Below are 22,972 nucleotides of genomic sequence, written 5' to 3'. Positions count from 1 at the left end.
TGAGAAGCTGCCCGGCGGCATAGTCAGCAGGCAAAAAAATACCGGTCAGCGTTAACTGACCGGTATTGTTTCCCGAGACGCGCTTTAAGCGTTACAGCTGCGTCGGTGCAGGGGTTGCCGAAGAGGGGTTAACCTGCGTTGGCGAGGTAGACGGTACGGTAGTTGCCGCCCCGCCGCCCTGCTGCATCGGCAGCGCCGTCTGCTGAACCGGTACCAGGTTCAGATCGATACGGGTACCGCCCTGGTTAACGGCTGGCTTAATCCCATCAGTAATAAACACCAGCTTATTATCAACCGTGATCGCTGCGCTCAGCAGAATACGGGCGTCTGGCTGCACCAGTGCCGGGTCAAACGGCAGTTCATAGCTGAACGGAGCCTGTTTACCTTCGGTACGAACGGCACGCTGGGCGATCACTTTAGACGGCACGTCAGCCTGTGACGCGTCGGCCAGGGTAACGGTCAATACCGCATCCGGCGGCAGAGCCACCTTCTGACGGATCCAAATCGTACCGGACACGTTAGGCTGCTTAATTACAGACTGCGTTGAAGCAATAGAGGTATTCGGGTTTGGGGCGGGCGTCTGGATATCTGCGCTTTTATCGGCACAGGCAGCCAGAGAAACGGCAACCGCTAAACCACTTAACATGTGCACGAGTTTCATTGAGTTCTCCTTATCTTCAATGCACCAGCAGGTATGACGCCCGCCAGAAGTAGTGGTTAATACTTAAATCGTATCGAACGCCAGTAAGTGTGGCACACATCACTGATTTTTGCCTGGAAACAGCCATGTATTCAGATTTTTGCACCCATCGGACCACTTGCATTTCTGGGTTATACTCTGCCTGTATCCGCCCCGGTCGCTTTTATTTTATTGAGGACACCTATGAGTCAAGCGCTGAATAATCTGCTGACGTTGCTTAATCTGGAAAAAATTGAAGAGGGTCTCTTTCGCGGTCAAAGCGAGGATTTAGGTCTGCGTCAGGTCTTTGGCGGCCAGGTTGTCGGCCAGGCACTCTATGCCGCAAAAGAGACCGTTCCGACGGATCGTCTTGTTCACTCGTTCCACAGCTACTTTTTACGCCCGGGCGACAGCCAGAAGCCGATTATCTATGACGTCGAGGTACTGCGCGACGGCAATAGCTTTAGCGCCCGCCGGGTCGCTGCCATCCAGAACGGTAAGCCCATTTTCTATATGACGGCGTCGTTCCAGGCTCCCGAGCCAGGCCACGAGCATCAGAAAACGATGCCTGCCGCCCCTGCTCCGGATAATCTGCCGTCGGAGACGGATATTGCCCACTCGCTGGCGCACCTTCTGCCACCGCAGGTAAAAGAGAAGTTTCTCTGCGAGAAGCCGCTGGAGATCCGCCCGGTTGAGTTCCATAACCCGATGAAGGGCCACGTCGCAGAGCCTACCCGCCAGGTATGGATCCGCGCCAACGGCACGATGCCAGCGGATTTCCGCACGCATCAGTATCTGCTGGGCTATGCCTCCGACTTTAACTTCCTGCCGGTGGCGCTTCAGCCGCACGGCGTCGGTTTTCTGGAGCGAGGCATGCAGGTTGCCACGATCGATCACTCTATGTGGTTCCATCGTCCGTTCGATATGAACGAGTGGCTGCTCTATAGCGTAGAGAGCACCTCCGCCTCGAGCGCACGCGGCTTTGTACGCGGTGAGTTCTATACTCAGGATGGCGTGCTGGTCGCGTCCAGCGTGCAGGAAGGGGTCATGCGTAACCGCAATGAGTAAATAAAAAAACCTCCCGCAGGCGGGAGGTTTTTTTTGAGGATGATGGACGATTAGGCGTTGTACGCGTTCTCGCCGTGGCTGTTCACATCCAGGCCTTCGCGCTCCTGCTCTTCCGGTACGCGCAGGCCAACAATCATGTCCGCCAGCTTGTAGCCGATGAAGGCCACAACGCCTGACCAGACGATGGTGATACCGATACTTTCCAGCTGCACCAGCACCTGATGCCCCATGGTCACGCCTTCGGCATAGCCAACGCCGCCCAGAGACGTCGAAGCAAACACGCCGGTCAGAATACAGCCCACGATGCCGCAGACGCCGTGCACACCAAACACATCGCACGGGTCGTCAACGCGCAGCCAGCGTTTCAGCATGGTCACGCCCCACAGACCGGCCAGGCCTGCCACGATACCAACAATCAGCGAACCGCCTACGCCGATGTAGCCACAGGCTGGCGTCACGGCCACCAGACCCGCAATCGCACCGGAGCATGCGCCCAGCAGCGACGGCTTACCGCGGGTTGCCCACTCGCCGAAGACCCAGGCAAGGATAGCGGCTGCGGTAGCTACCACGGTGTTGACGAATGCCAGAGCAGCGATTTCGTTGGCGGCACTGGCAGAGCCAGCGTTAAAGCCGAACCAGCCAACGTAAAGGATCGCCGTACCGATAAAGACCATCGGCAGGTTGTGCGGTTTGAACGCCTCTTTGCCGAAGCCGACGCGTTTACCAATCAGGTATGCACCCACCAGGCCCGCAATTGCAGCGTTGATGTGAACCACCGTGCCGCCAGCGAAGTCCAGCGCGCCGTGAGAAGCCAGCAGGCCGCCACCCCAGACCATGTGTGCAATCGGCACGTAGGAGAGGGTCATCCACACCACCACGAAGATCAGCACCGCAGAGAAGCGGATACGCTCGGCCAGCGCGCCGACGATCAGGCCAACGGTGATACAGGCGAATGATCCCTGGAACGCAACGTGAATATACTGGTAGAAGCTGCCCATCACGGCGGTCAGCTCGATGTTTTTCAGCATTGCCCAGTTGAAGTCGCCGAAGAAGCTGTTGCCGGTGCCGAACGCCAGCGAGTAGCCATAGACCACCCACAGCACGCACACCAGCGCAAAGGTTACGGTGACCTGGGTCAGCATCGACAGCACGTTTTTGCCGCGGATCAGGCCGCCGTAGAACAGCGCGATGCCGGGAATGGTCATAAACAGCACCAGCGCGGTGCAGATCATCATAAAGGCGTTATCGGCCTTGTCGGCCACGGCCGGAGCCGCCATTGCCAGACCCGGTAACGCTGCCAGTGCGGCCATCGCCGTTTTTAAGGTTAATTTTTTCATTTTTCCCATCCCAATCACTGTGTGTGTGACGTTACAGTGCCGCTTCGTCGGCTTCGCCGGTACGAATGCGGATAACGCGTTGCAGTTCGGCAACGAAAATTTTGCCGTCGCCAATTTTTCCGGTGTAGGCCGCTTTGCTAATGACATCAATCACTTCATCAAGCTGATCGTCAGCAATGGCTACGTCAATCTTTACCTTCGGCAGGAAGTTAACGCTGTATTCAGCCCCGCGGTACAGTTCAGCATGGCCCTTCTGACGACCAAAGCCTTTCACTTCGGTAACGGTCAGCCCCTGAATACCAATAGACGACAGCGCTTCACGGACGTCCTCAAGTTTAAATGGCTTAATGACCACGGTAACCAGCTTCATAAATCCCCCTCAGTCGAAAATCGGTAATGGCCGCAGCTAACACGAAGAAAGTATTGCAAGCGGTGTGCCAGAATTAGAAAAAGGGAAAAATTCAGCGGCTTAAGGCGTGCGGGAAGGAGCAACGGTTACGCAGAAAAGAGTGACAGAGATTCAGATTGTTCCTGGGAAAGAAAAACGCACCATGGTAGTGCATGGTGCGTGCGGTTTTTGCACCAACAGGCGATCCTGTTAGTAGCCTGCCTGATTATGGTGCATCAGGCGATAAGCGACTCTTCTTGCGCACTGGCGGCAAGCTCTTCGCCCGCCAGCTGCAGCTGATACATCTGCCAGTAGCGCCCTTCGGCGGCCAGCAACGCGTGATGATTGCCACGCTCTACCGCCTGCCCGCGATGCAGAACCAGAATAGTATCCGCTTCCACAATAGTAGAGAGGCGGTGGGCTATCACCACCAGCGTCGTATGCTGACGTACCGCCGCCAGCGCCTGCTGAATCGCCTGCTCGGTGCCGGAATCAATGTTCGCCGTTGCCTCGTCAAGGATCAGGATCTGCGGCGTGGCAACCAGCACGCGGGCCAGCGCCAGCAGCTGCTTCTGTCCTACCGACAGGTTATTTCCCTGCTCCCCCAGGCTAGTGTGGATGCCATCAGGCATGCCGCGCACCAGCTCTGCCAGCTGAACGGTCTCCAGCGCCTGCCACACCTGCGCTTCACTGATATCGCGCCCGAGGGTGACGTTAGCAAAGAAGGAGTCCGCCAGCACCACCGGATCCTGCTGGACCATGGCTACGCCCTGGCGCAGCACGTCGTGGCTGAGGGTTGAGAGCGGCCGACCGTCAAGGCGGATCTCTCCTTTCGTCAGCGGATAGTAGCCCATCAGCAGGCTCGCGAGGGTGCTCTTGCCGCTGCCGGTGTGGCCCACCAGCGCAATAAAGCTGCGCGGCGGCACGGAGAGGTTGATGTCCTGCAATACGAGATTATCGTCGCGGTAGGCGAACGACAGATTTTCAATGTCGATTGCACCGCTGGCCAACGGACGCTCATCGTCACCGTAGGTCTGGCGCGGACGATCCATCAGCTCAAACACGCGTTCACCCGCCACCACCGCCTGCTGCATGATCGACTGCTGGGTGGTCAGCTCAATTAACGGTTCGTTAAGGCGGCCAAGGTAGCTGATAAAGGCATAGAGTACCCCGACCTCAATGGTACCCACCGAGGTGAAACCAAACAGCATCAGCAGACCGCAAAGCACCAGCGCCGAGAAGAGGCTCAGCAGCGGACGCAGCAGAAAACCGTCGAGCCGGAGCGTCTGCATGCGCGCCGTGTAGTGGGAGCGGCTGGCCTCGCCCATTCGCTCGCCGAAGCGCGCCTGCTGGCGAAACTGCTGGATCACGTTCATGCCGTTGATCACTTCGTTAAAGCCGTCGTTGATATCCGCCAGGTAGGTGCGAACGCGACGTACGATAGGTGTGCTGTAGCGCTGGTAGAGTGCCATGACGCAGAGCACCGCCGGGAAGATGGCCAGCGCTACCAGCGCCATCCGCCAGTCGAGGCTAAACATCGCCACCAGCATTGCCCCTACCAGTGCCGCACTGCGTAGTACCGTGGAGACTACCATCACGTAGAGATCGCGGATCACTTCCGTGTCGTTGGTGACGCGGGAGATGAGCTGCCCTACCGGCTGGGTGTCAAAGGCATTCAGCGGCTGACGAAGGGCGGCGTCCATCACATCGGTACGCAACTGCTGTACCACGCCGACGGCAGCTTCATTAAACAGCAGCGACTGGGCATAGTGTAACCCGGCGGCCAAAAACTGAAGGCCAATATAGGCCACCGCCAGCCCTATCAGCAGACCGAGCGGCAGATAGCTTTTCGCCACCATGTTATCGATAAAATAGCTGATCAGCGCCGGGCCAGCGACCTCAGCCGCCGCGGCTACCCACAGCATAACGACCGCTCTGGTGAGTGGTTTTTTCCACGGCTTACCGTAGGCTAACAGGCGTTTTAGCGTCGGCCAAAGCTGTCCAAAACTACGCATCAGCACTCTCCTTCTCTTCGTCATCCAGCGCGGCTTCCAGCTGCTGATAACGGTGCATATCGCGATACCAGCCCGGTTGATGGGCTAAGGTTTCGTGCTGCCCGCGCTGAACAATGTGTCCATGCTGCATCACCAGGATCTCGCTTGCTTCCGCGAGAGCTGAGAGCCGATGCGCGCTAATGATTACCGTCCGCCCTTCGCCCCACTGACGGAGGTTATGCAGGATCTGGTGCTCGGTACGGCCATCCACCGCCGACAACGCATCGTCGAGGATCAGGATTTCGGCGTTGAGCAGCAGCGCCCGGGCAATGGAAATACGCTGCTTCTGCCCGCCGGAGAGCATGACCCCGCGCTCACCCACTTCGGTATCGTACCCCTGCGGCAGACGCAGGATATCCTCGTGGACGCTTGCCAGCCTGGCAACGTGCTCAATCTCCTGCTGCGTCGCGCCGGGGTGGCCGAGGGCAATGTTATTGCCGACGGTGTCCGAGAACAGGAACGGCGTCTGATTGACCACCGCCAGCCGTCCGCGCCATGCGTCCAGCTTCAGATTCGGCAGGGGCCGATCGTGAAAGCGGATCTCCCCTTGGGTAACGTCAAAATGGCGCTGGATCAGCGACAGCAGCGTGCTTTTTCCTGCCCCGGTCGGCCCGCAGATACCCAGCATCTGTCCCGGCATCAGCGTAAAGCTGACGTTTTCCAGGGTAGGATGCGCTGCCTGCGGATAGCGAAACTCACGGATCGCCACGTTCAGGTTGCCACGCCCTTCCGGCAGCGTCTCGCTACCGTCATCCACCACCGGCGCTTCCGCCAGCATGTCACGGATGCGGCTGTAGGCGGCGCTGCCGCGCTCAACGATGTTAAACATCCACGCGAGGGCCAGCATAGGCCAGATCATCAGTCCCAGGTACATGGTAAAGCTGGTCAGCTCCCCCAGCGTCAGGCTGCCGTTGACCACCATCCAGCTACCACCGCCAATCGCCAGCAGGTTTGCCATGCCGATGGCGATATAGATAGTGGGATCGAAACGGGCATCAACCCGCGCCACCTTCATATTTTTCCGGCCGGTATCGGCGGCGTCTTCGGCAAACAGCCCAGACTGACGATCCTCAAGGCCAAAGGCTTTGATCATGCGGATGCTGGTCAGGCTCTCCTGGGTACGGTCGTTAAGGGAAGAGAACGCTGCCTGCGCCAGCTTGAATCGATTATGCAGCTGATCGCCATAGCGTTTGATCACCAGCGCCATGATTGGCATGGGCAGCAGTGCCAGCAGAGTAAGCTGCCAGCTAATCTGGGTCGACATGACGATCAGCACCACGCAGCCCATCACCAGCGAATCCACCAGGGTCAGCACCCCTTCTCCTGCGGCAAAGACCACGCGATCGACGTCGTTAGTCGCGCGGGCCATGAGGTCACCGGTGCGGTGGCGCAGGTAAAACTCCGGATGCTGGCGGCTGAGCTGGCGGTAGAAGTCTTCCCGTAACTCGACGGCTAGCTGGTAAGACGCGCCAAACAGCAGCACGCGCCAGACGTAGCGCAGCAGGTAGATGACGATGGCCACCAGCACCAGCAAGCCGACCCACATCATGATGTCCTGCGGATGATAGCGGCCCTGGGTTACGCCGTCGACCACGTATCCCACGACTTTCGGTGGGATCAGCTGCAGAAGAGCAATAATGATAAGCAGGGCTACGGCACCGAGATAGCGTCGCCACTCCCGGCGAAAGTACCAGCCTAGTTGAGCAAATAATCGCACGCGGTTATATCCTGAAGGTCTTTATTCGGCCCCTGACGCCGTGGCCAGAAGCGTTATTCAATGGGTAACTCTGTCGTATATTTTATCTGTTCCATCGCAAAACTCGATGTCACATCGGACAAGCCTGGCACGCTATTGACCAGACGTTTATAAAAATCGTCGTAGCGCTTCATATCAGCGACCTGAACGCGCATTAAGTAGTCATATTCACCGGCCATGCGCCAAAAGCCCAGCACCTCCGGCATGGCGGAGACCACGCTGACAAACTGATGATACCACTCGCTGCAGTGCTGCTGGGTTTTGATCAGCACAAACGCCGTGAGGCCAAGGCCCAGCTTTTCGGCATCCAGCAGCGCCACGCGCGCCAGCAGGATCCCGTCATCCTCCAGCCGCTTGAGCCGTTTCCAGCAGGGGGTCGTGGTCAGATTAACGGCATCGGCTAACGCCTGCAAAGAGAGGGAGCTGTCTCGTTGCAGTAGAGTAAGCAGCTTTTTATCAATTTTATCTAGCATTAGCGGCCTCCGGGAGAAATTTTTTCTCTCCTGATTCTATTTCAAAGACGGAATGGCAACAATTTTTTAGGCGCTTTCCGTTAAGCTAGGCACAAATTGACAAACAGGATCGCCCCGGATGAATAATGCCTGGACCAAATATGCCATCAGTGAAATTAATGCCGATGCCCAGCGCTCGGCGGATACGCATCTGATTCGCCTTCCCCTGCCCGCCTTTCCGGGGATCTTTATCTACCTGAAGGATGAGAGCACCCACCCAACCGGCAGCCTGAAGCACCGCCTGGCGCGCTCGCTGTTCCTCTACGGGCTGTGCAACGGCTGGATCCAGGAAGGCACGCCAATTATCGAAGCGTCTTCCGGCTCGACGGCGGTATCGGAGGCCTGGTTTGCCCGGCTGCTGGGGCTGCCCTTTATTGCCGTGATGCCCGCCTGCACCGCAAAGCGTAAAATCGAGCAGATCGCTTTTTACGGCGGCCGCTGTCACTTCGTCGAGAGCGCCTGCGAGATCTATGCTGCCTCCGAGACGCTGGCGCAGGAGCTCCACGGTCACTATATGGATCAGTTTACCTACGCCGAGCGCGCCACCGACTGGCGCGGCAACAACAACATCGCCGATAGCATCTACCGCCAGATGCGTCATGAGCCGCACCCAATCCCAACGCATATCGTGATGAGCGCCGGAACCGGCGGCACCTCGGCAACCATCGGGCGCTATATTCGCTACCAGGGATACGATACCCGGCTCACGGTGGTCGATCCGCAAAACTCCGTCTTTCTTGACTACTGGCAGCAGCGGGATGCAAGCCTGCGCAGCCCGGTCGGGAGTAAAATCGAGGGTATTGGCCGCCCGCGCGTGGAGCCGTCGTTTATTCCGGACGTGGTAGACGAGATGCTGCGCGTCCCGGACGCCGCCAGCGTTGCGACCGCCCACTGGCTAGAGAGCCAGCTGGGCCGCAAGGTTGGGGCCTCCACCGGCACCAACATGTGGGGGGCGTTGCAGCTTGCCGCCCGAATGCGTGACGAGGGGCGTACCGGCTCGATTGTTACCCTGCTGTGCGACAGCGGCGAGCGCTATCTCGACACCTACTACAACCCGGAGTGGGTAAAAGCCACTATAGGCGATACCGCGCCCTGGACCGCAGAGATTGCCCGTCTGCTGCGATAGCAAATGGCTACTGGTGGTGCCCGTCGTCAGGCGCTACCATAGCGGCTTTATTGCTAGTGAAACTGTCAGGAAAATCTATGAAACGTGCCGTTGTCGTCTTTAGCGGAGGCCAGGACTCCACCACCTGTCTGGCACAGGCGCTGCATCACTATGATGAAGTCCACTGTGTCACCTTCGATTACGGTCAGCGCCACCGCGCCGAGATTGACGTCGCGCGTGAGCTGGCGCTGAAGCTGGGCGCACGGGCGCACAAGGTGCTGGACGTCACCCTGCTTAACGAGCTGGCGGTCAGCAGCCTGACGCGTGACAGCATCCCGGTGCCGGACTACGAGCCGGACGCCAGTGGTATTCCCAATACCTTCGTGCCGGGCCGTAACATTCTGTTTTTGACCCTTGCGGCTATCTACGCCTATCAGGTGCAGGCCGAAGCGGTGATCACCGGCGTCTGTGAGACCGACTTCTCCGGTTACCCGGACTGCCGCGACGAGTTTGTGAAGGCGCTCAACCATGCGGTCAGCCTCGGCATGGCAAAAGATATCCGCTTCGAGACGCCGCTGATGTGGCTCGATAAAGCAGAAACCTGGGCGCTGGCCGACTACTGGCAGAAGCTGGAGCTGGTCCGCACGGAAACCCTGACCTGCTACAACGGCATCAAGGGCGACGGCTGCGGCCAGTGTGCCGCCTGTAATCTGCGCGCCAACGGCCTGAATCACTATCTGGCAGAGAAGCCAGCGGTGATGGCGGCGATGAAGCAGAAGACCGGGTTGCAGTAAGTTTGTATAGCGCCGGGCGGCTCTACGTTTGCCCGGCCTACACAACTACAGCACCCTGCTCACCGCCGGGCGTAAACCACTACTCCATCATCATCTCCAGCTTCTCCCGCAGCTCCCCTTCCAGCGCCAGCGATTTTTTAGTGCGCAGATCGATGCAGACGAAGGTGATCAGCGCATCGGCCACCACCTCCCCCTCTGGCGACAGCGTCACTACCTGACTGAGCACGCCGCTTTTGCCGTTGAGCTGCTGTATGCTGCTGGTGATGGTTAACAGATCGCCCAGCACCGCCGGACGGCGATAGTTGATGTTGATATTGACCACGATAAACGCAATGTTGTTCGCCATCATCCAGCGGAAGCCTTCGCTGCTTTCCAGCCCCTCCCAGCGCGCCTCCTCTAAAAATTCCAGGTAACGGGCGTTGTTTACATGCTGGTACACATCGATATGGTAACCACGAACTTTAATTTCAGTCTGCATAGCGCAATAGCCTTTTTTCTTATGTTATGTAGAGTCAAAGGTCATAACTGGTATGACCTCTTTAGCATGGCAAAAAATGGCTACGACGCAAGCAAAACTTACAGGGTTAAACGATCCAGGTTACGCTCCACCAGCGAGGCCCCCATTCCCGGCACCTGCTGTAAATCTTCCAGCGTCTTAAAGGGTCCATATTCGTCACGGTAGCTGACAATCGCCTGCGCTTTCTTCAGCCCCACGCCGTTCATCGCCTGTGCCAGCGCCTCTGCCGACGCCGTATTGATGCTGATCCGGGTGGGCTCCTCATCGCCTTTCACCGCCTGCGGTGCTTTTGCCTTAGCCTCAGGCCCAGCGGCAGCGGATTTACCCTGCACCGTCTGCGCCTGCGGGGATTTCACCGGCGCGTCAGCGGCAAGCGCTTGCTGGCTCAGGGCGGAACAGGTCAATGTCAGGGTCATCATCACTATTTTGATTCCACGTTTCATGCTGCTTTCTCCTTGTGTGTTGACAGCCCCTGCACGATAAACAGAGCGGAAACGCGAGACAAACGGCAGATTGCAGAAATGGAAAAGGCCGCGAAAGCGGCCTTTGATTGTTGCAGGGCGTTGCAAAAGTCTGCGAGACGCCCAGAAGAATTACTGCTGCGGATCGACGATGTCGCCCGTTTTGATTTTGGCTTCTTTACGCAGGTTGCTCATCAGTGCTTCGAAAGAGATCTGGGCATTGTTCTCAGTAATCCCCTCAACCATCGCTTTTTTCTGCGCGTCCGGCAGGGTGCCCGCTTTCACTTCGTCCAGCGCCAGCAGCACCACGTTGCCCTGCATATCGTTGGCAACGCCGTAGACCGGCTTATCCTTCGCTGGCAGGGCCAGCGTAAAGGCCGCCTGGCTCAGTGGATCCTGACCGATACGTGACACCGCTTTAGGCTCGCCAAAGCTCAGGCCTGCGGCTTTCAACGCCTCGTCGCCTTTACCCGCTTTCAGGTCAGCCAGCAGCTTGTCAGCATTCAGCTTCGCCTGCTGTACAGCTTTGTTGTGCTTCACGATATCGCTTACCTGGGCTTTCACGTCCTCCAGCGGCTTCACGGCTTCGGCTTTATGCTCGCTCACGCGCAGCACAAACGCCCGATCGCCATCGACCGTAATGATGTCGGAGTTGTTGCCCGGCGTACCGTTCTCACCCACCAGCGCGCCGCCGAAGATGGCGTCAGACACCGGTTTGAAGTTCAGCTCTTGCGGCAGGTTGTCGCGGCCAAACCAGCCGGTTTCAACCGCTTTCACGCCTGCCGCCTGCTCTGCACCCGCCAGCGACTCATTGTCGTTGCTTGCGGCATCGCTCACTTTCTGCTGCAGGGCATAGTAGGCATCAAGACCTTTCTCCTGCTTCACCTTCGCCGCCAGCTCGTCACGCACGTCGTTAAACGGCTTAACCTGAGTGGGCTGAATGTCGTCAAGACGCACAACCAGGAAACCAACGGAGGATTTAATCACGCCGGAGAGCTGGCCTTTCTCTTTCAGACCGGCCTTTTTGAGTTCGTCTGGGGTGGTGGAGTCTTCCAGCCAGCCCATATCGCCGCCGTTGCGGGCAGAGATGATGTCCGCCGACTTCTCTTTGGCGAGGGTGGCAAAATCAGCACCTTTGCTTAACTGATCCAGCACCGCTTTCGCGTCATCCTCGGTTTTGGTCTGGATCACGCTGTAACGATTACGCTGCGGCTGGGTGAACTGATCCTGATGCTGATCGTAGTAGGCCTGGATCTCTTCATCGCTGGCGTTTTGCTGCATGCTGGCAGCATCCAGCTTGATGTAGCTGACGCGGAACTGCTCCGGCGCGATAAAGCTGTTTTTGTTCTGCTCATAGTAGCTGGCGATCTCCTGATCGGAGGCGGTCTGCTGCTGTGCCAGAGCGTTAACGTCGATGGTTGCAGTGCGCACCATGCGCTGTTGCGCGACCAGCGCGGCCAGCTCGTCGGTTTCACCTTTCAGCATAAAGTCAGTACCGGCAACGGCGTTGATCAGCTGCTGGGAGGTGAGCTGGTTACGCAGAGCCTGAGCATACTGGTCGGCGGTCATCCCCATCTGATTGACCAGCGCGTTATAGCGCGCGTTGTCGAATTTGCCGTTATTCTGGAAAGCCTGGGTAGCGAAGATGGCTTTCTTCACCTGCTCGTCGCTGACGCCGAGGCCCAGGTGCTGGGCATACTGGTCCAGCAACGCTTCATCAATCAGGCGGCTCAGCACCTGCTGACGCATGCTCTTCATATAGGCTTCGTTGCTAGCCAGCTCGGAGAACCGCTCGCCGTGCTTCTGCTGCAGGCGGTTACGTTCCGCCGCTACGGCATTTTCGAACTGGCTGCGGCCGATCTCCTGGCCATTAACTTTTGCGGCATAATTATTGTTACCGCCAATCAGGTAGTTACCAACGCCAGTCAGAATGAATGACACGATAATCAAACCTAGAATGATCTTGAGCACGACGTGGTTGGCCGCCGCGCGTAAATTGTCCATCATGGTGTAACAACACTCCGCTGTAGGTGACTGTCTGTCTCACGCAGCGCAAACACTCCGGCCGCTGCGCGTAAAGCCGTATTGTGACAAGAAACCGGGGCCGTTGTCAGCCCGCAGGTCCGATTAATTCCGGCATCGCAAATAAAAAAGGCACATCTGGTGATGCGCCCTTGTACTTTGTCACAATCCTGAGAGGGATCGCTATCAGTTTACCGCGTCTTTCAGCGCTTTGCCTGCGCGGAAACCCGGAACTTTAGCGGCAGCGATGGTGATCTCTTTGCCAGTTTGCGGGTTGCGACCAGTACGGGCAGCACGCTCTTTAACCGCAAAAGTACCAAAACCTACCAGCGCAACTTCGTCCCCGGCTTGCAGAGATTCAGTAACAGAAGCAATTAAAGCATCTAACGCACGTCCAGCCGCAGCTTTAGAGATATCAGCCCCTGCAGCAATTTTGTCTATCAGTTGAGATTTATTCACTCTTCTCTTCCTCTCTTTATAATTTATATCGCACCTTAATCCATCGAAGTGCGACCGCGCAGCAGTTATATCAGGCCTGTCATGCCCTTACAACACCCGTTGTTGATGATACAGCAAACCAGCCATCTAAATTAGCTATACAAAAAAAGGCTGGCAAGCCCGAAATGCGCTGCCAGCCTTGTTTTTATTGACGCTCTTTGCGCGAGGTCACTATTTTGCGCTAACGACCTGCATGCCTGACGGCTCATTTTGCAGCGCCAGGGTCAGCACTTCCTCGATACGTTTCACCGGGTGAATGTCAAGATCGGCAATCACGTTCTCCGGGATCTCTTCGAGGTCACGCTTGTTCTCGTACGGGATCAGCACGGTTTTGATACCACCGCGGTGCGCTGCCAGCAGCTTCTCTTTCAGGCCGCCAATCGGCAGAACCTGACCGCGCAGGGTGATCTCACCGGTCATCGCCACGTCGGCGCGAACCGGGTTACCGGTCAGACAGGAGACCAGCGCTGTACACATGGCAATACCGGCGCTCGGGCCATCTTTCGGCGTCGCCCCTTCCGGAACGTGAACGTGGATATCGCGTTTTTCGTAGAAGTCGCCGTTAATGCCCAGCTTCTCTGCACGCGCGCGTACCACAGTCAACGCCGCCTGGATGGACTCCTGCATCACCTCACCCAGCGAGCCGGTGTAGGTCAGCTTGCCTTTACCCGGCACGCAGGCGGTTTCGATGGTCAGCAGATCGCCGCCCACTTCCGTCCACGCCAGACCGGTCACCTGACCCACGCGGTTTTCATCATCCGCACGACCGTAGTCGAAGCGCTGAACGCCCAGGTACTCGTTGAGGTTGTCCCCGTTGATGGTGATCTGCTTCAGCGACGGATCGAGCAGCAGCTGTTTCACCGCCTTACGGCACAGCTTGGAGATTTCACGCTCCAGGCTACGGACACCTGCTTCACGGGTGTAGTAACGAATAATGCCGACAATGGCGCTATCCTCAACCGTAATCTCGCCTTTTTTCAGGGCGTTACGCTCAATCTGCTTCGGCAGCAGGTGGCGTTTGGCGATGTTCAGCTTCTCATCTTCGGTGTAGCCCGACAGACGGATCACTTCCATACGGTCCAGCAGCGGCGCAGGGATGTTCATCGAGTTTGACGTCGCAACGAACATCACGTCGCTGAGATCGTAATCGACCTCAAGGTAGTGATCGCTGAAGGCCACGTTCTGCTCGGGATCCAACACTTCCAGCAGTGCTGAAGCTGGGTCGCCACGCATGTCCGACGACATCTTGTCGATCTCATCCAGCAGGAAGAGCGGGTTTTTCACCCCAACCTTGGCCATCTTCTGGATCAGCTTGCCCGGCATAGAGCCGATATAGGTCCGGCGGTGACCGCGGATCTCCGCTTCGTCACGCACGCCGCCTAGCGCCATACGGATGTATTTACGTCCGGTGGCTTTGGCAATGGACTGCCCCAGAGAGGTTTTACCCACCCCCGGCGGCCCTACCAGGCAGAGGATCGGCCCCTTCAGTTTGTTAACCCGGCTTTGAACCGCAAGGTACTCAAGGATGCGATCTTTCACGCGTTCCAGACCGTAGTGATCGGTATCCAGAATCTCCTGCGCCTGGCGCAGGTCTTTCTTGACCTTGCTGCGGGCGTTCCACGGCACCTGGATCATCCACTCGATGTAGCCACGCACCACAGTTGCTTCTGCCGACATTGGAGACATCATCTTCAGCTTCTGCAACTCGGCTTCCGCTTTCTCTTTTGCCTCTTTCGGCATCTTCGCTGCGTCGATCTTACGCTTCAGCGCTTCGTTTTCGTCCGGCGCATCGTCCATCTCGCCCAGCTCTTTCTGAATGGCCTTCATCTGCTCATTCAGGTAGTACTCGCGCTGGGATTTCTCCATCTGCTTCTTAACGCGGTTACGGATGCGCTTCTCAACCTGCAACAGGTCGATCTCCGACTCCATCATCGCCATCAGATACTCCAGACGTTCATTGACGTCGGACATCTCCAGCACGGACTGCTTATCCGCCAGCTTCAGCGGCATATGGGCGGCGATGGTGTCAGCCAGACGTGCCGGATCGTCGATGCTATTGAGCGACGTCAGCACTTCCGGTGGAATTTTTTTGTTGAGCTTGATGTAGCCTTCAAACTGGCCAATCGCGGTGCGAACCAGCACCTCCTGCTCACGCTCGTCAATGGCGGGCGATTCCAGATATTCTGCTTTCGCGGAGAAGTAGTCGCCGTCATCAGACAGGGCGCTGATGCGCGCACGCTGCAGGCCTTCGACCAGTACTTTTACCGTACCGTCCGGCAGCTTCAGCATCTGCAGAATAGAGGCCACGGTCCCGACGGTGAACAGATCGTTAACACCCGGCTCATCCGTGGACGCCTCTTTCTGCGCCACCAGCATGATTTTTTTATCCTGGTCCATGGCCGCTTCGAGACAACGAATCGATTTTTCCCGCCCTACGAATAAGGGGATGACCATGTGCGGATAAACCACCACATCGCGCAACGGCAATACGGGGATTTCAATGCGTTCAGAACGCTCAGAAGTCATAGAGCTCTCTCTTAAGTTTAATGTCCGCCTGGTAACCCGGCCGCAGGTCTGTGCGTCATGCGACCGTTAACATGTAAATCAGTATATGGGGATGTTTCCCTTACATTCAACGTCGGGAGTACGGAAAAATAAAAGGGGAGATAAAATCCCCCCTTTTTGGTTAACCGCTTGTATGGATAGGTTAATTATTCGCCAGAAGCCTGCTGCGCTTCCGGTTTACCATAGATCAGCAGGGGTTTGGTTTGACCCGCGATAACCGCTTCGTCAATCACCACTTTTTCCACATCTTCCATGGAAGGCAGATCGTACATGGTATCCAGCAGGGCCGCTTCTACGATAGAGCGCAGGCCACGCGCGCCGGTTTTACGGGCGTTGGCTTTCTTCGCAATGGCGTCCAGCGCTTCGTCGCGGAATTCGAGATCGACACCTTCCAGATTAAACAGCGCCTGGTACTGCTTGGTCAGGGCGTTTTTCGGCTCTTTCAGGATCTGGATCAGCGCTTCTTCGCTCAGCTCGTTGAGCGTTGCCACCACCGGCAGACGGCCGATAAACTCAGGGATCAGACCAAATTTGATCAGATCTTCTGGTTCAACCTGCGCCAGCAGTTCGCCCTCTTTCGCCTTCTCGGACTTGCCTTTCACCGTTGCGCCAAAACCGATACCGGAGCCGGTTTCCACACGATGGGAGATCACCTTATCCAGGCCAGCAAAGGCCCCGCCGCAGATAAAGAGGATTTTTGAGGTATCAACCTGCAAAAACTCCTGCTGCGGATGCTTGCGTCCGCCCTGCGGCGGTACGGCAGCCACGGTTCCTTCGATCAGCTTCAGCAGCGCCTGCTGAACGCCTTCACCCGAGACGTCTCGGGTGATCGACGGGTTATCAGACTTACGGGAAATCTTATCGATTTCATCAATGTAGACGATGCCGCGCTGCGCCTTCTGTACGTCATAGTCGCACTTCTGCAGCAGTTTCTGGATGATGTTTTCCACATCCTCGCCCACGTAGCCCGCTTCGGTCAGCGTGGTAGCATCGGCCATGGTAAAGGGCACATCAAGCAGGCGCGCCAGCGTTTCGGCCAGCAGCGTTTTACCGGAGCCGGTAGGCCCGATCAGCAGAATGTTACTTTTACCCAGCTCAACGCCGTTGCTGCTATCACCGTTACGCAGACGTTTGTAGTGGTTGTAAACCGCGACGGCCAGCACTTTCTTGGCCTGCTCCTGACCGATAACATAGTCGTCCAGGTGATGGCGAATTTCATGCGGCGTCGGCAGCGCACTGCGCTCACGATGCGGCGCAACTTCTTTAATCTCTTCGCGAATGATGTCGTTACACAGATCGACACACTCGTCGCAGATATACACGGACGGCCCGGCAATCAGCTTACGCACTTCATGCTGGCTTTTGCCGCAAAAAGAGCAGTACAACAGTTTGCCCGAACCATCTTTGCGTTTATCTGTCATGAGTCAAAACCTCTTTTCTGTTTTTTGTGCCGCACACGACGACGCAAATGCCACTCCAGGCGCAAGACGCGATACAGCGTCGTGCCGCTCTCAATGATTATAGCGGTACTCGTCCGGCCTGGGCATTAATTACGATGGGTCAAGATTGAGTCAACCAGCCCGTACTCAACCGCTTCAGCGGCGGAGAGGAAGCGGTCACGCTCGGTATCGCGCTCAATCTGCTCTAATGATTGACCCGTGTGGTGTGCCATAAGTTCATTCATGCGCCCCTTCACTTTCAAAATTTCACGCGCATGGATCTCGATATCCGTTGCCTGGCCCTGATAGCCACCCAGCGGCTGGTGGATCATGACGCGTGAGTTTGGCAGACAGAAGCGCTTGCCTTTAGCCCCTGCGGTCAGCAGGAATGCGCCCATGGACGCCGCCTGACCCATACAGATGGTGCTAACGTCAGGCTTGATAAACTGCATGGTGTCATAGATTGACATCCCGGCGGTGATCACCCCGCCTGGGGAATTAATATACAGGTAAATATCTTTTTCCGGGTTTTCTGCTTCCAGAAACAGCATCTGCGCCACGATCAGGTTTGCCATATGGTCTTCGACCTGGCCAGTCATGAAAATGACGCGCTCTTTAAGAAGACGAGAGTAGATATCGAATGAGCGCTCACCGCGTGAAGTCTGCTCAATAACCATTGGCACCAGCGCCATATGGGGTGCAAAGTTATCTCGTTCGCCGCTGTATGACATGTCCGTCTCCTGGATAAAAATGAATAAACCTGCTGTCCCGATTCTACTTGACTCTGACTGGTCTGACTACGACCACCTTGGACGGATCTGCAGCAAGCGTTAATCTTGATAGTCTCCCTGTTATGGGGATGGCATCATCTTAATTCAAGCATAACAATCTTTTGGCGTAACGCTAACACTGAAACGTGCTTTTAGCACTCTTCCGATAGCCGCCGAATATTAAAAAAAAACCCGCCACCAGCAGGTGACGGGCTTTCGTTTCCGCGTTAAGGCGGGAAACGTGACTTACGCTTGCTGGTTCATCAGCTCGTTGAAGGAAGTGGCTTTTTCTGACACTTTCGCTTTCGCCAGAACGGCTTCAACAGCCTGCTCTTCCAGCGCAACGTTGCGCATGTTGTCCATCAGCTCTTTGTTCTTGCTGTAGAACTCAACCACTTCTTTCGGATCTTCGTAAGCGGACGCCATCTCTTCGATCAGCTCGTTCACACGGGCTTCATCTGCTTTCAGCTCGTGGGTACGGATCACTTCGCCCAGCAGCAGACCAACAACAACGCGGCGTTTCGCCTGCTCTTCGAACAGCTCACGCGGCAGTTCCAGAGCCTGTTTCTCGTTGCCACCGAAGCGCTGAGCAGCCTGACGGCGCAGCACGTCGATTTCGCTGTCGATCAGGGCAGCCGGCACGTCGATCTCGTTCGCTTTTACCAGACCGTCGATTGCCTGGGTTTTAACACGGTTACGTACCGCGCCTTTCAGCTCGCGATCCATGTTTTTACGCACTTCAGCGCGCAGGCCGTCGATGGAACCATCTTCAACGCCGAAACGTTTGATGAACTCTTCGGTCAGCTCCGGCAGCTCGCGCTCTTCAACTTTTTTCAGGTTGATGACGAACTTAGCGGCTTTACCTTTCAGGTTTTCAGCGTGGTAATCTTCCGGGAAGGTCACGTCGATGGTGAACTCTTCGCCCGCTTTGTGACCTTTAATACCGTCTTCGAAGCCCGGGATCATGCGGCCCTGGCCCATGGCCAGCACGAAGTCAGTGGCTTTACCGCCTTCGAACTCTTCGCCGTCAACGGAGCCGGTGAAGTCTACGGTCACGCGATCTTCTGCATCAACCGCGCCGTCTTTGTCTTTCCAGGTCGCCTGCTGCTTGCGCAGGGTGTCCAGCATGCCGTCAACGTCAGCATCGGTCACTTCAACGATCGGTTTTTCAACTTCGATGCCTTCCAGACCGGTCAGCTCAACCTGCGGGTAAACTTCGAACTCTACGGAGTAGGTGAAGTCTTCACCCAGTTTGTACTCGCCCGGTACGTAGGTCGGTGCGCCGGCCGGGTTAATTTTTTCCTGAATGATCGCATCAATGAAGTTGCGGCTCATCAGCTCGCCCAGCACGTCCTGGCGTACGGATGCGCCATAACGCTGAGCAACAACGGTCATCGGTACTTTGCCTTTACGGAAGCCGTCAATGCGTACTTTTTTCGCTACGTTGACCAGCTCGCTTTTTACAGCGGTCTCGATGCTGTCAGCAGCGATAGTGATCGTTACACGGCGGCCAAGGCCCTGAGTGGTCTCAACTGAAACTTGCATCTTGTTACCTCAAAAAATCAGAGTGCTCGGTCAACTCTATCCGCAGACCACGTCAGGTGGCTGCGTAGAACCGGGATGCTCTCTTGAATCAGATACACATTCCCTGTCACCAGAATCATCCCGAAGGCGTTCAAAAAATAGGACGCAGCATTATAGCGGCATCACTTTTGTGAGTCGAGAACGGTTATTGCACGCTGTTGCGGCCTTTTTCACAATTCACGGCTAATTTTTGTCTGAGTTTTGGCCTTATCGAACAAAACTCAGACAAAATAAAACGGCCCGCAGGCCGTTTTCACATATTCTGTACGCAACATACTGGAAAAGTTCGCGCTGTTGCAAACCTCATTTATTACGCACTCAGTTATTACGCAATCGTACCCGCACCTCGACAGGGCGGTGACGCGAAGAGGGTATCCTGTAGACCTTCCCACTCTTTGAGTGTGTAAGTATGCAGGGCCAGCGCGTGTACCGTCGTGGCAAGCTCGGAGGTTAACGTACTGTAAATCATTCGATGGCGATTAAGAAAACGTTCGCCTGCAAAGCGATCGCTTACCAGCACCACCTTGAAATGGCTTTCAGAACCGGCCGGAACATTGTGACGGTAGCTTTCATCAACAACTTCGAGGAACGCGGGTTCAAACGTTGCCCTTAATTTTGATTCTATTTGTTCGCGTATCATCATGAAAAGACTCCTCAGACAGCGTTCAGATGTAACCCATCCCTTTAAATATTAGCCGCTTTTACCGCTTCCATAACAAGAAAACAACAAATATTTAGCGTTCGTCTCGTTTTATCATTCAAAGGCATGAACCCACCGGAGAAATTCTCATTCAGGCCGCTTTTATGGGCGGCTAAACAGGATTTGTGAGCACAAAATGCACAAGGCGATGAATTTACATGCATTGCCAGGTTGCCCCGGCCGTTGGCAATGTTATGATGGCGCGAATTACCCCTTTATAAGCTTAAGATTCACAGAGATCTCTTATATGTTAAAAAAAGTGCTTTTCCCGCTGGTCGCTCTGTTTATGCTGGCTGGCTGTGCTACGCCCCCTACTACTATTGATGTCTCACCCAAAATTACCCTGCCGCAGCAGGATCCAAGCCTGATGGGCGTGACCGTGAGCATCAACGGTGCCGATCAGCGTCAGGATCAGGCGCTGGCAAAAGTGACCCGCGACAACCAGCTGGTAACCCTGACCGCCTCCCGCGACCTGCGTTTCCTGCTGCAGGAAGTGCTGGAGAAACAGATGACCGCTCGCGGCTACATGATTGGCCCGAACGGTGCAGTGAATCTGCAGATCATCGTGAGCCAGCTCTACGCTGATGTCTCCCAGGGCAACGTGCGCTACAACATCGCCACCAAAGCCGATATCGCGATCATCGCTACTGCCCCGAACGGCAATAAGATGACCAAAAACTACCGTGCGAACTACTCGGTTGAAGGTGCACTGCAGGCGTCGAATAAAAACATCGCCGAAAGCGTGAACAGCGTGCTGACCGATACCATCGCTGACATGTCTCAGGACACCAGCATCCACGATTTCATCAAGCAGAACGCGCGTTAATTCTGCCGCTGACCCGGTTCACGCCGGGTCAGCCCATCTCCTATGTCCAGCCGCTATCTACGCATCTTCCAGCAGCCTAAGTCAGCCATCCTGCTGATCCTGGGTTTTGCCTCAGGCCTTCCCCTTGCCCTGACTTCCGGCACGCTTCAGGCGTGGATGACCGTCGAAAACATTGACCTGAAAACCATCGGCTTCTTTTCGCTGGTGGGCCAGGCCTACGTGTTTAAGTTTTTATGGTCGCCGGTGATGGACCGCTACACGCCACCATTCTTTGGCCGTCGTCGCGGCTGGCTGCTGACTACCCAGATCCTGTTGCTGATCGCTATAGCAGGAATGGGCTTCCTTGAGCCCACCTCGCAGCTGCGCTGGATGGCCGGGCTGGCCGTTATCATCGCTTTCTGCTCCGCCTCGCAGGATATTGTGTTCGATGCCTGGAAAACGGACGTGCTGCCTGCCGAAGAGCGTGGCACAGGGGCAGCCATCAGCGTGCTGGGCTACCGCCTCGGCATGCTGGTCTCCGGTGGGCTGGCGCTGTGGCTGGCGGACCGCTGGCTTGGCTGGCAGGGAATGTACTGGCTGATGGCGGCGCTGATGCTGCCCTGTATTATTGCTACTCTGCTGGCTCCTGAGCCGGACGATGCCGTGCCGGTACCGAAATCGCTGGAGCAGGCCGTGGTCGCCCCGCTGCGTGACTTCTTCGGGCGCAACAACGCCTGGCTGATCCTGTTGCTTATCGTCCTTTATAAGCTGGGTGACGCTTTCGCCATGAGCCTGACTACCACCTTTCTGATCCGCGGCGTGGGGTTTGACGCAGGCGACGTCGGCGTGGTGAATAAGACGCTCGGGCTGCTTGCGACCATCCTCGGAGCGCTGTACGGCGGCGTGCTGATGCAGCGCCTGACGCTGTTCCGTGCCCTGCTGATCTTTGGCATTCTGCAGGGAGCCTCTAACGCAGGCTACTGGCTGCTGTCGGTCACTGATAAGCATCTCTACAGTATGGCGGCGGCGGTTTTCTTTGAGAACCTGTGCGGCGGGATGGGTACGGCCGCGTTTGTTGCCCTGCTGATGACCCTGTGCAATAAGTCGTTTTCCGCCACCCAGTTCGCCTTGCTCTCTGCCCTCTCCGCCATCGGGCGCGTCTACGTGGGCCCTATCGCCGGCTGGTTTGTTGAGAGCTGGGGCTGGTCAACGTTTTATCTCTTCTCGGTGATCGCCGCTATGCCGGGGCTGCTCCTGCTGCTGGTGTGTAAAGAGACGCTGGCCTATACCCAGCGCACCGACGGCTTTCTTCCCCGCACCCGCTATGCCGGTGCCTACCAGCTGGCGCTTCGCGCGCTGACCGTGGGCTGTGTGCTGCTGGCGGTTTGGCTGGGGGTCATTGCGCTTAACGCCCTCGGTGTGACCTCATGGGGTTTCGCCGGGCTGTTGTTAGAGATCGGCGCGCTGCTGGCCGTAGGCGGCATTCTCTACGGCGGGCTGCTGGACTACCTCTCCCTGCGCAAAACCGCGCAGGAAAAATAACCCGTTAGTTACTGCAGGTAATAATCGCGCAAAATAATTAAAAGATTTAATTTCAGGATATATTTGTTTAATTCTGGCTTCATCTCTCTTTTTGTTTAATTATTTTGTGCGGTATACATTTACGACTACGCTTTAATGATTCAGCATGGTTATCAAATTAAGCTTCGCGCAATGTTTGATAATTGCTGAATTAATGTTAACTAAATGTTCACAAAATGGATTGGTTATACCATTTCGCCTGGTCTATAAGTATTAGGCCCGGTTTTGGTTATAACCTTGGGGCCGAACGCGGCGATTGCGAGATTTTACAGATTGTTGCCTTCTGTGTGACATACGCGGCAGAACCCAGTAACACCCTACTGACAGCGCGCCACGC

At 56.3% G+C, this 22,972-nt stretch carries 20 protein-coding genes; 5 read left to right on the top strand and 15 right to left on the bottom strand.

From position 1 onward, the window contains the following. Positions 1-91: 91 nt before the first annotated feature. Positions 92-661, bottom strand: a complete 570-nt coding sequence (locus FN633_RS08330) for a YbaY family lipoprotein (protein ID WP_154057390.1) — start codon at positions 659-661, stop codon at positions 92-94. A 222-nt stretch (positions 662-883) separates the two neighbouring features. Here FN633_RS08330 and tesB point away from each other — a divergent pair, with 222 nt between their 5' ends. Next, positions 884-1,747: an acyl-CoA thioesterase II gene (tesB, locus tag FN633_RS08325; RefSeq protein ID WP_154057389.1), complete on the top strand. Its 864-nt coding sequence runs from the start codon at positions 884-886 to the stop codon at positions 1,745-1,747. A 50-nt stretch (positions 1,748-1,797) separates the two neighbouring features. On the opposite strand, the gene amtB is transcribed toward tesB, so the two are convergent. The 5 genes from amtB to FN633_RS08300 all read right to left on the bottom strand — a co-directional run bounded on the left by amtB (position 1,798) and on the right by FN633_RS08300 (position 7,755). Continuing rightward, positions 1,798-3,084: an ammonium transporter AmtB gene (amtB, locus tag FN633_RS08320; RefSeq protein WP_154057388.1), complete on the bottom strand. Its 1,287-nt coding sequence runs from the start codon at positions 3,082-3,084 to the stop codon at positions 1,798-1,800. Positions 3,085-3,115: 31 nt separating this feature from the next. Then, entirely contained in the window at positions 3,116-3,454 is a 339-nt protein-coding gene (gene glnK, locus FN633_RS08315) for a P-II family nitrogen regulator (RefSeq protein ID WP_002891893.1), read from the bottom strand. Positions 3,455-3,708: 254 nt separating this feature from the next. Continuing rightward, the gene (locus FN633_RS08310; protein ID WP_154057387.1) at positions 3,709-5,487 is read right to left on the bottom strand and encodes a SmdB family multidrug efflux ABC transporter permease/ATP-binding protein; all 1,779 of its coding nucleotides are present in this window, start codon (positions 5,485-5,487) and stop codon (positions 3,709-3,711) included. Beyond that, entirely contained in the window at positions 5,480-7,243 is a 1,764-nt protein-coding gene (locus FN633_RS08305) for a SmdA family multidrug ABC transporter permease/ATP-binding protein (RefSeq protein WP_154057386.1), read from the bottom strand. Before FN633_RS08305 ends, FN633_RS08310 begins: the two co-directional genes overlap by 8 nt. A gap of 53 nt (positions 7,244-7,296) precedes the next feature. After that, on the bottom strand, positions 7,297-7,755 hold the full coding sequence (locus tag FN633_RS08300) for an Lrp/AsnC family transcriptional regulator (RefSeq protein ID WP_154057385.1): 459 nt from the start codon (positions 7,753-7,755) through the stop codon (positions 7,297-7,299). 118 nt (positions 7,756-7,873) lie between these two features. Here FN633_RS08300 and FN633_RS08295 point away from each other — a divergent pair, with 118 nt between their 5' ends. Beyond that, complete coding sequence (locus FN633_RS08295; protein WP_154057384.1) at positions 7,874-8,920, top strand: PLP-dependent cysteine synthase family protein; 1,047 nt, start codon at positions 7,874-7,876, stop codon at positions 8,918-8,920. 77 nt (positions 8,921-8,997) lie between these two features. Continuing rightward, positions 8,998-9,693, top strand: a complete 696-nt coding sequence (gene queC, locus FN633_RS08290) for a 7-cyano-7-deazaguanine synthase QueC (protein WP_154057383.1) — start codon at positions 8,998-9,000, stop codon at positions 9,691-9,693. 79 nt (positions 9,694-9,772) lie between these two features. Here the strand turns inward: queC and FN633_RS08285 are convergent, their stop codons facing one another. The 9 genes from FN633_RS08285 to bolA form a co-directional block, all read right to left on the bottom strand. After that, the gene (locus tag FN633_RS08285; protein WP_042391606.1) at positions 9,773-10,171 is read right to left on the bottom strand and encodes a YbgC/FadM family acyl-CoA thioesterase; all 399 of its coding nucleotides are present in this window, start codon (positions 10,169-10,171) and stop codon (positions 9,773-9,775) included. Positions 10,172-10,269: 98 nt separating this feature from the next. Then, entirely contained in the window at positions 10,270-10,653 is a 384-nt protein-coding gene (locus FN633_RS08275) for a helix-hairpin-helix domain-containing protein (RefSeq protein ID WP_154057382.1), read from the bottom strand. 150 nt (positions 10,654-10,803) lie between these two features. Beyond that, positions 10,804-12,678 (bottom strand): peptidylprolyl isomerase, encoded by a 1,875-nt coding sequence (gene ppiD / locus FN633_RS08270; RefSeq protein WP_154057381.1) that lies wholly within the window; start codon positions 12,676-12,678, stop codon positions 10,804-10,806. A gap of 201 nt (positions 12,679-12,879) precedes the next feature. Further along, on the bottom strand, positions 12,880-13,152 hold the full coding sequence (gene hupB, locus FN633_RS08265; RefSeq protein WP_042391603.1) for a nucleoid-associated protein HU-beta: 273 nt from the start codon (positions 13,150-13,152) through the stop codon (positions 12,880-12,882). Positions 13,153-13,362: 210 nt separating this feature from the next. After that, entirely contained in the window at positions 13,363-15,717 is a 2,355-nt protein-coding gene (lon, locus tag FN633_RS08260) for an endopeptidase La (protein WP_042391602.1), read from the bottom strand. Between the two features lie 185 nt (positions 15,718-15,902). Next, positions 15,903-17,177 carry an ATP-dependent protease ATP-binding subunit ClpX gene (gene clpX / locus FN633_RS08255; RefSeq protein ID WP_042391601.1) on the bottom strand — a complete coding sequence of 425 codons (1,275 nt, stop codon included), beginning with the start codon at positions 17,175-17,177 and terminating at the stop codon, positions 15,903-15,905. 125 nt (positions 17,178-17,302) lie between these two features. Then, a complete protein-coding gene (clpP, locus tag FN633_RS08250; protein ID WP_042391600.1) occupies positions 17,303-17,926 on the bottom strand; it encodes an ATP-dependent Clp endopeptidase proteolytic subunit ClpP in 624 nt (207 codons plus the stop codon). A gap of 285 nt (positions 17,927-18,211) precedes the next feature. Beyond that, positions 18,212-19,510 carry a trigger factor gene (gene tig, locus FN633_RS08245; protein WP_154057380.1) on the bottom strand — a complete coding sequence of 433 codons (1,299 nt, stop codon included), beginning with the start codon at positions 19,508-19,510 and terminating at the stop codon, positions 18,212-18,214. Between the two features lie 364 nt (positions 19,511-19,874). Next, entirely contained in the window at positions 19,875-20,192 is a 318-nt protein-coding gene (gene bolA, locus FN633_RS08240; RefSeq protein WP_042391598.1) for a transcriptional regulator BolA, read from the bottom strand. A gap of 304 nt (positions 20,193-20,496) precedes the next feature. Here bolA and FN633_RS08235 point away from each other — a divergent pair, with 304 nt between their 5' ends. Beyond that, positions 20,497-21,075: a lipoprotein gene (locus FN633_RS08235; RefSeq protein WP_154057379.1), complete on the top strand. Its 579-nt coding sequence runs from the start codon at positions 20,497-20,499 to the stop codon at positions 21,073-21,075. A gap of 42 nt (positions 21,076-21,117) precedes the next feature. Next, positions 21,118-22,596, top strand: a complete 1,479-nt coding sequence (gene ampG, locus FN633_RS08230) for a muropeptide MFS transporter AmpG (protein WP_154057378.1) — start codon at positions 21,118-21,120, stop codon at positions 22,594-22,596. The last annotated feature ends 376 nt before the right edge of the window (positions 22,597-22,972 follow it).

This window comes from Pseudescherichia vulneris (assembly GCF_902164725.1).
Classification (GTDB): Bacteria; Pseudomonadota; Gammaproteobacteria; order Enterobacterales; family Enterobacteriaceae; genus Pseudescherichia; species Pseudescherichia vulneris.
Note: the sequence above shows the minus strand (reverse complement) of the source record. Positions and strands in the feature narration are given on the sequence as shown.

What these genes read in the sequence shown, in the direction of transcription:
- ampG (WP_154057378.1), top strand. Translation starts at nt 21,118, where the DNA reads ATGTCCAGCCGCTATCTACGCATCTTCCAGCAGCCTAAGTCAGCCATC.
- FN633_RS08235 (WP_154057379.1), top strand. Translation starts at nt 20,497, where the DNA reads ATGTTAAAAAAAGTGCTTTTCCCGCTGGTCGCTCTGTTTATGCTGGCT.
- FN633_RS08275 (WP_154057382.1), bottom strand. Translation starts at nt 10,653, where the DNA reads ATGAAACGTGGAATCAAAATAGTGATGATGACCCTGACATTGACCTGT.
- FN633_RS08295 (WP_154057384.1), top strand. Translation starts at nt 7,874, where the DNA reads ATGAATAATGCCTGGACCAAATATGCCATCAGTGAAATTAATGCCGAT.
- FN633_RS08310 (WP_154057387.1), bottom strand. Translation starts at nt 5,487, where the DNA reads ATGCGTAGTTTTGGACAGCTTTGGCCGACGCTAAAACGCCTGTTAGCC.
- tig (WP_154057380.1), bottom strand. Translation starts at nt 19,510, where the DNA reads ATGCAAGTTTCAGTTGAGACCACTCAGGGCCTTGGCCGCCGTGTAACG.
- ppiD (WP_154057381.1), bottom strand. Translation starts at nt 12,678, where the DNA reads ATGATGGACAATTTACGCGCGGCGGCCAACCACGTCGTGCTCAAGATC.
- amtB (WP_154057388.1), bottom strand. Translation starts at nt 3,084, where the DNA reads ATGAAAAAATTAACCTTAAAAACGGCGATGGCCGCACTGGCAGCGTTA.
- tesB (WP_154057389.1), top strand. Translation starts at nt 884, where the DNA reads ATGAGTCAAGCGCTGAATAATCTGCTGACGTTGCTTAATCTGGAAAAA.
- lon (WP_042391602.1), bottom strand. Translation starts at nt 15,717, where the DNA reads ATGACTTCTGAGCGTTCTGAACGCATTGAAATCCCCGTATTGCCGTTG.
- FN633_RS08300 (WP_154057385.1), bottom strand. Translation starts at nt 7,755, where the DNA reads ATGCTAGATAAAATTGATAAAAAGCTGCTTACTCTACTGCAACGAGAC.
- queC (WP_154057383.1), top strand. Translation starts at nt 8,998, where the DNA reads ATGAAACGTGCCGTTGTCGTCTTTAGCGGAGGCCAGGACTCCACCACC.
- bolA (WP_042391598.1), bottom strand. Translation starts at nt 20,192, where the DNA reads ATGATGATACGCGAACAAATAGAATCAAAATTAAGGGCAACGTTTGAA.
- clpP (WP_042391600.1), bottom strand. Translation starts at nt 17,926, where the DNA reads ATGTCATACAGCGGCGAACGAGATAACTTTGCACCCCATATGGCGCTG.
- glnK (WP_002891893.1), bottom strand. Translation starts at nt 3,454, where the DNA reads ATGAAGCTGGTTACCGTGGTCATTAAGCCATTTAAACTTGAGGACGTC.
- FN633_RS08330 (WP_154057390.1), bottom strand. Translation starts at nt 661, where the DNA reads ATGAAACTCGTGCACATGTTAAGTGGTTTAGCGGTTGCCGTTTCTCTG.
- clpX (WP_042391601.1), bottom strand. Translation starts at nt 17,177, where the DNA reads ATGACAGATAAACGCAAAGATGGTTCGGGCAAACTGTTGTACTGCTCT.
- FN633_RS08285 (WP_042391606.1), bottom strand. Translation starts at nt 10,171, where the DNA reads ATGCAGACTGAAATTAAAGTTCGTGGTTACCATATCGATGTGTACCAG.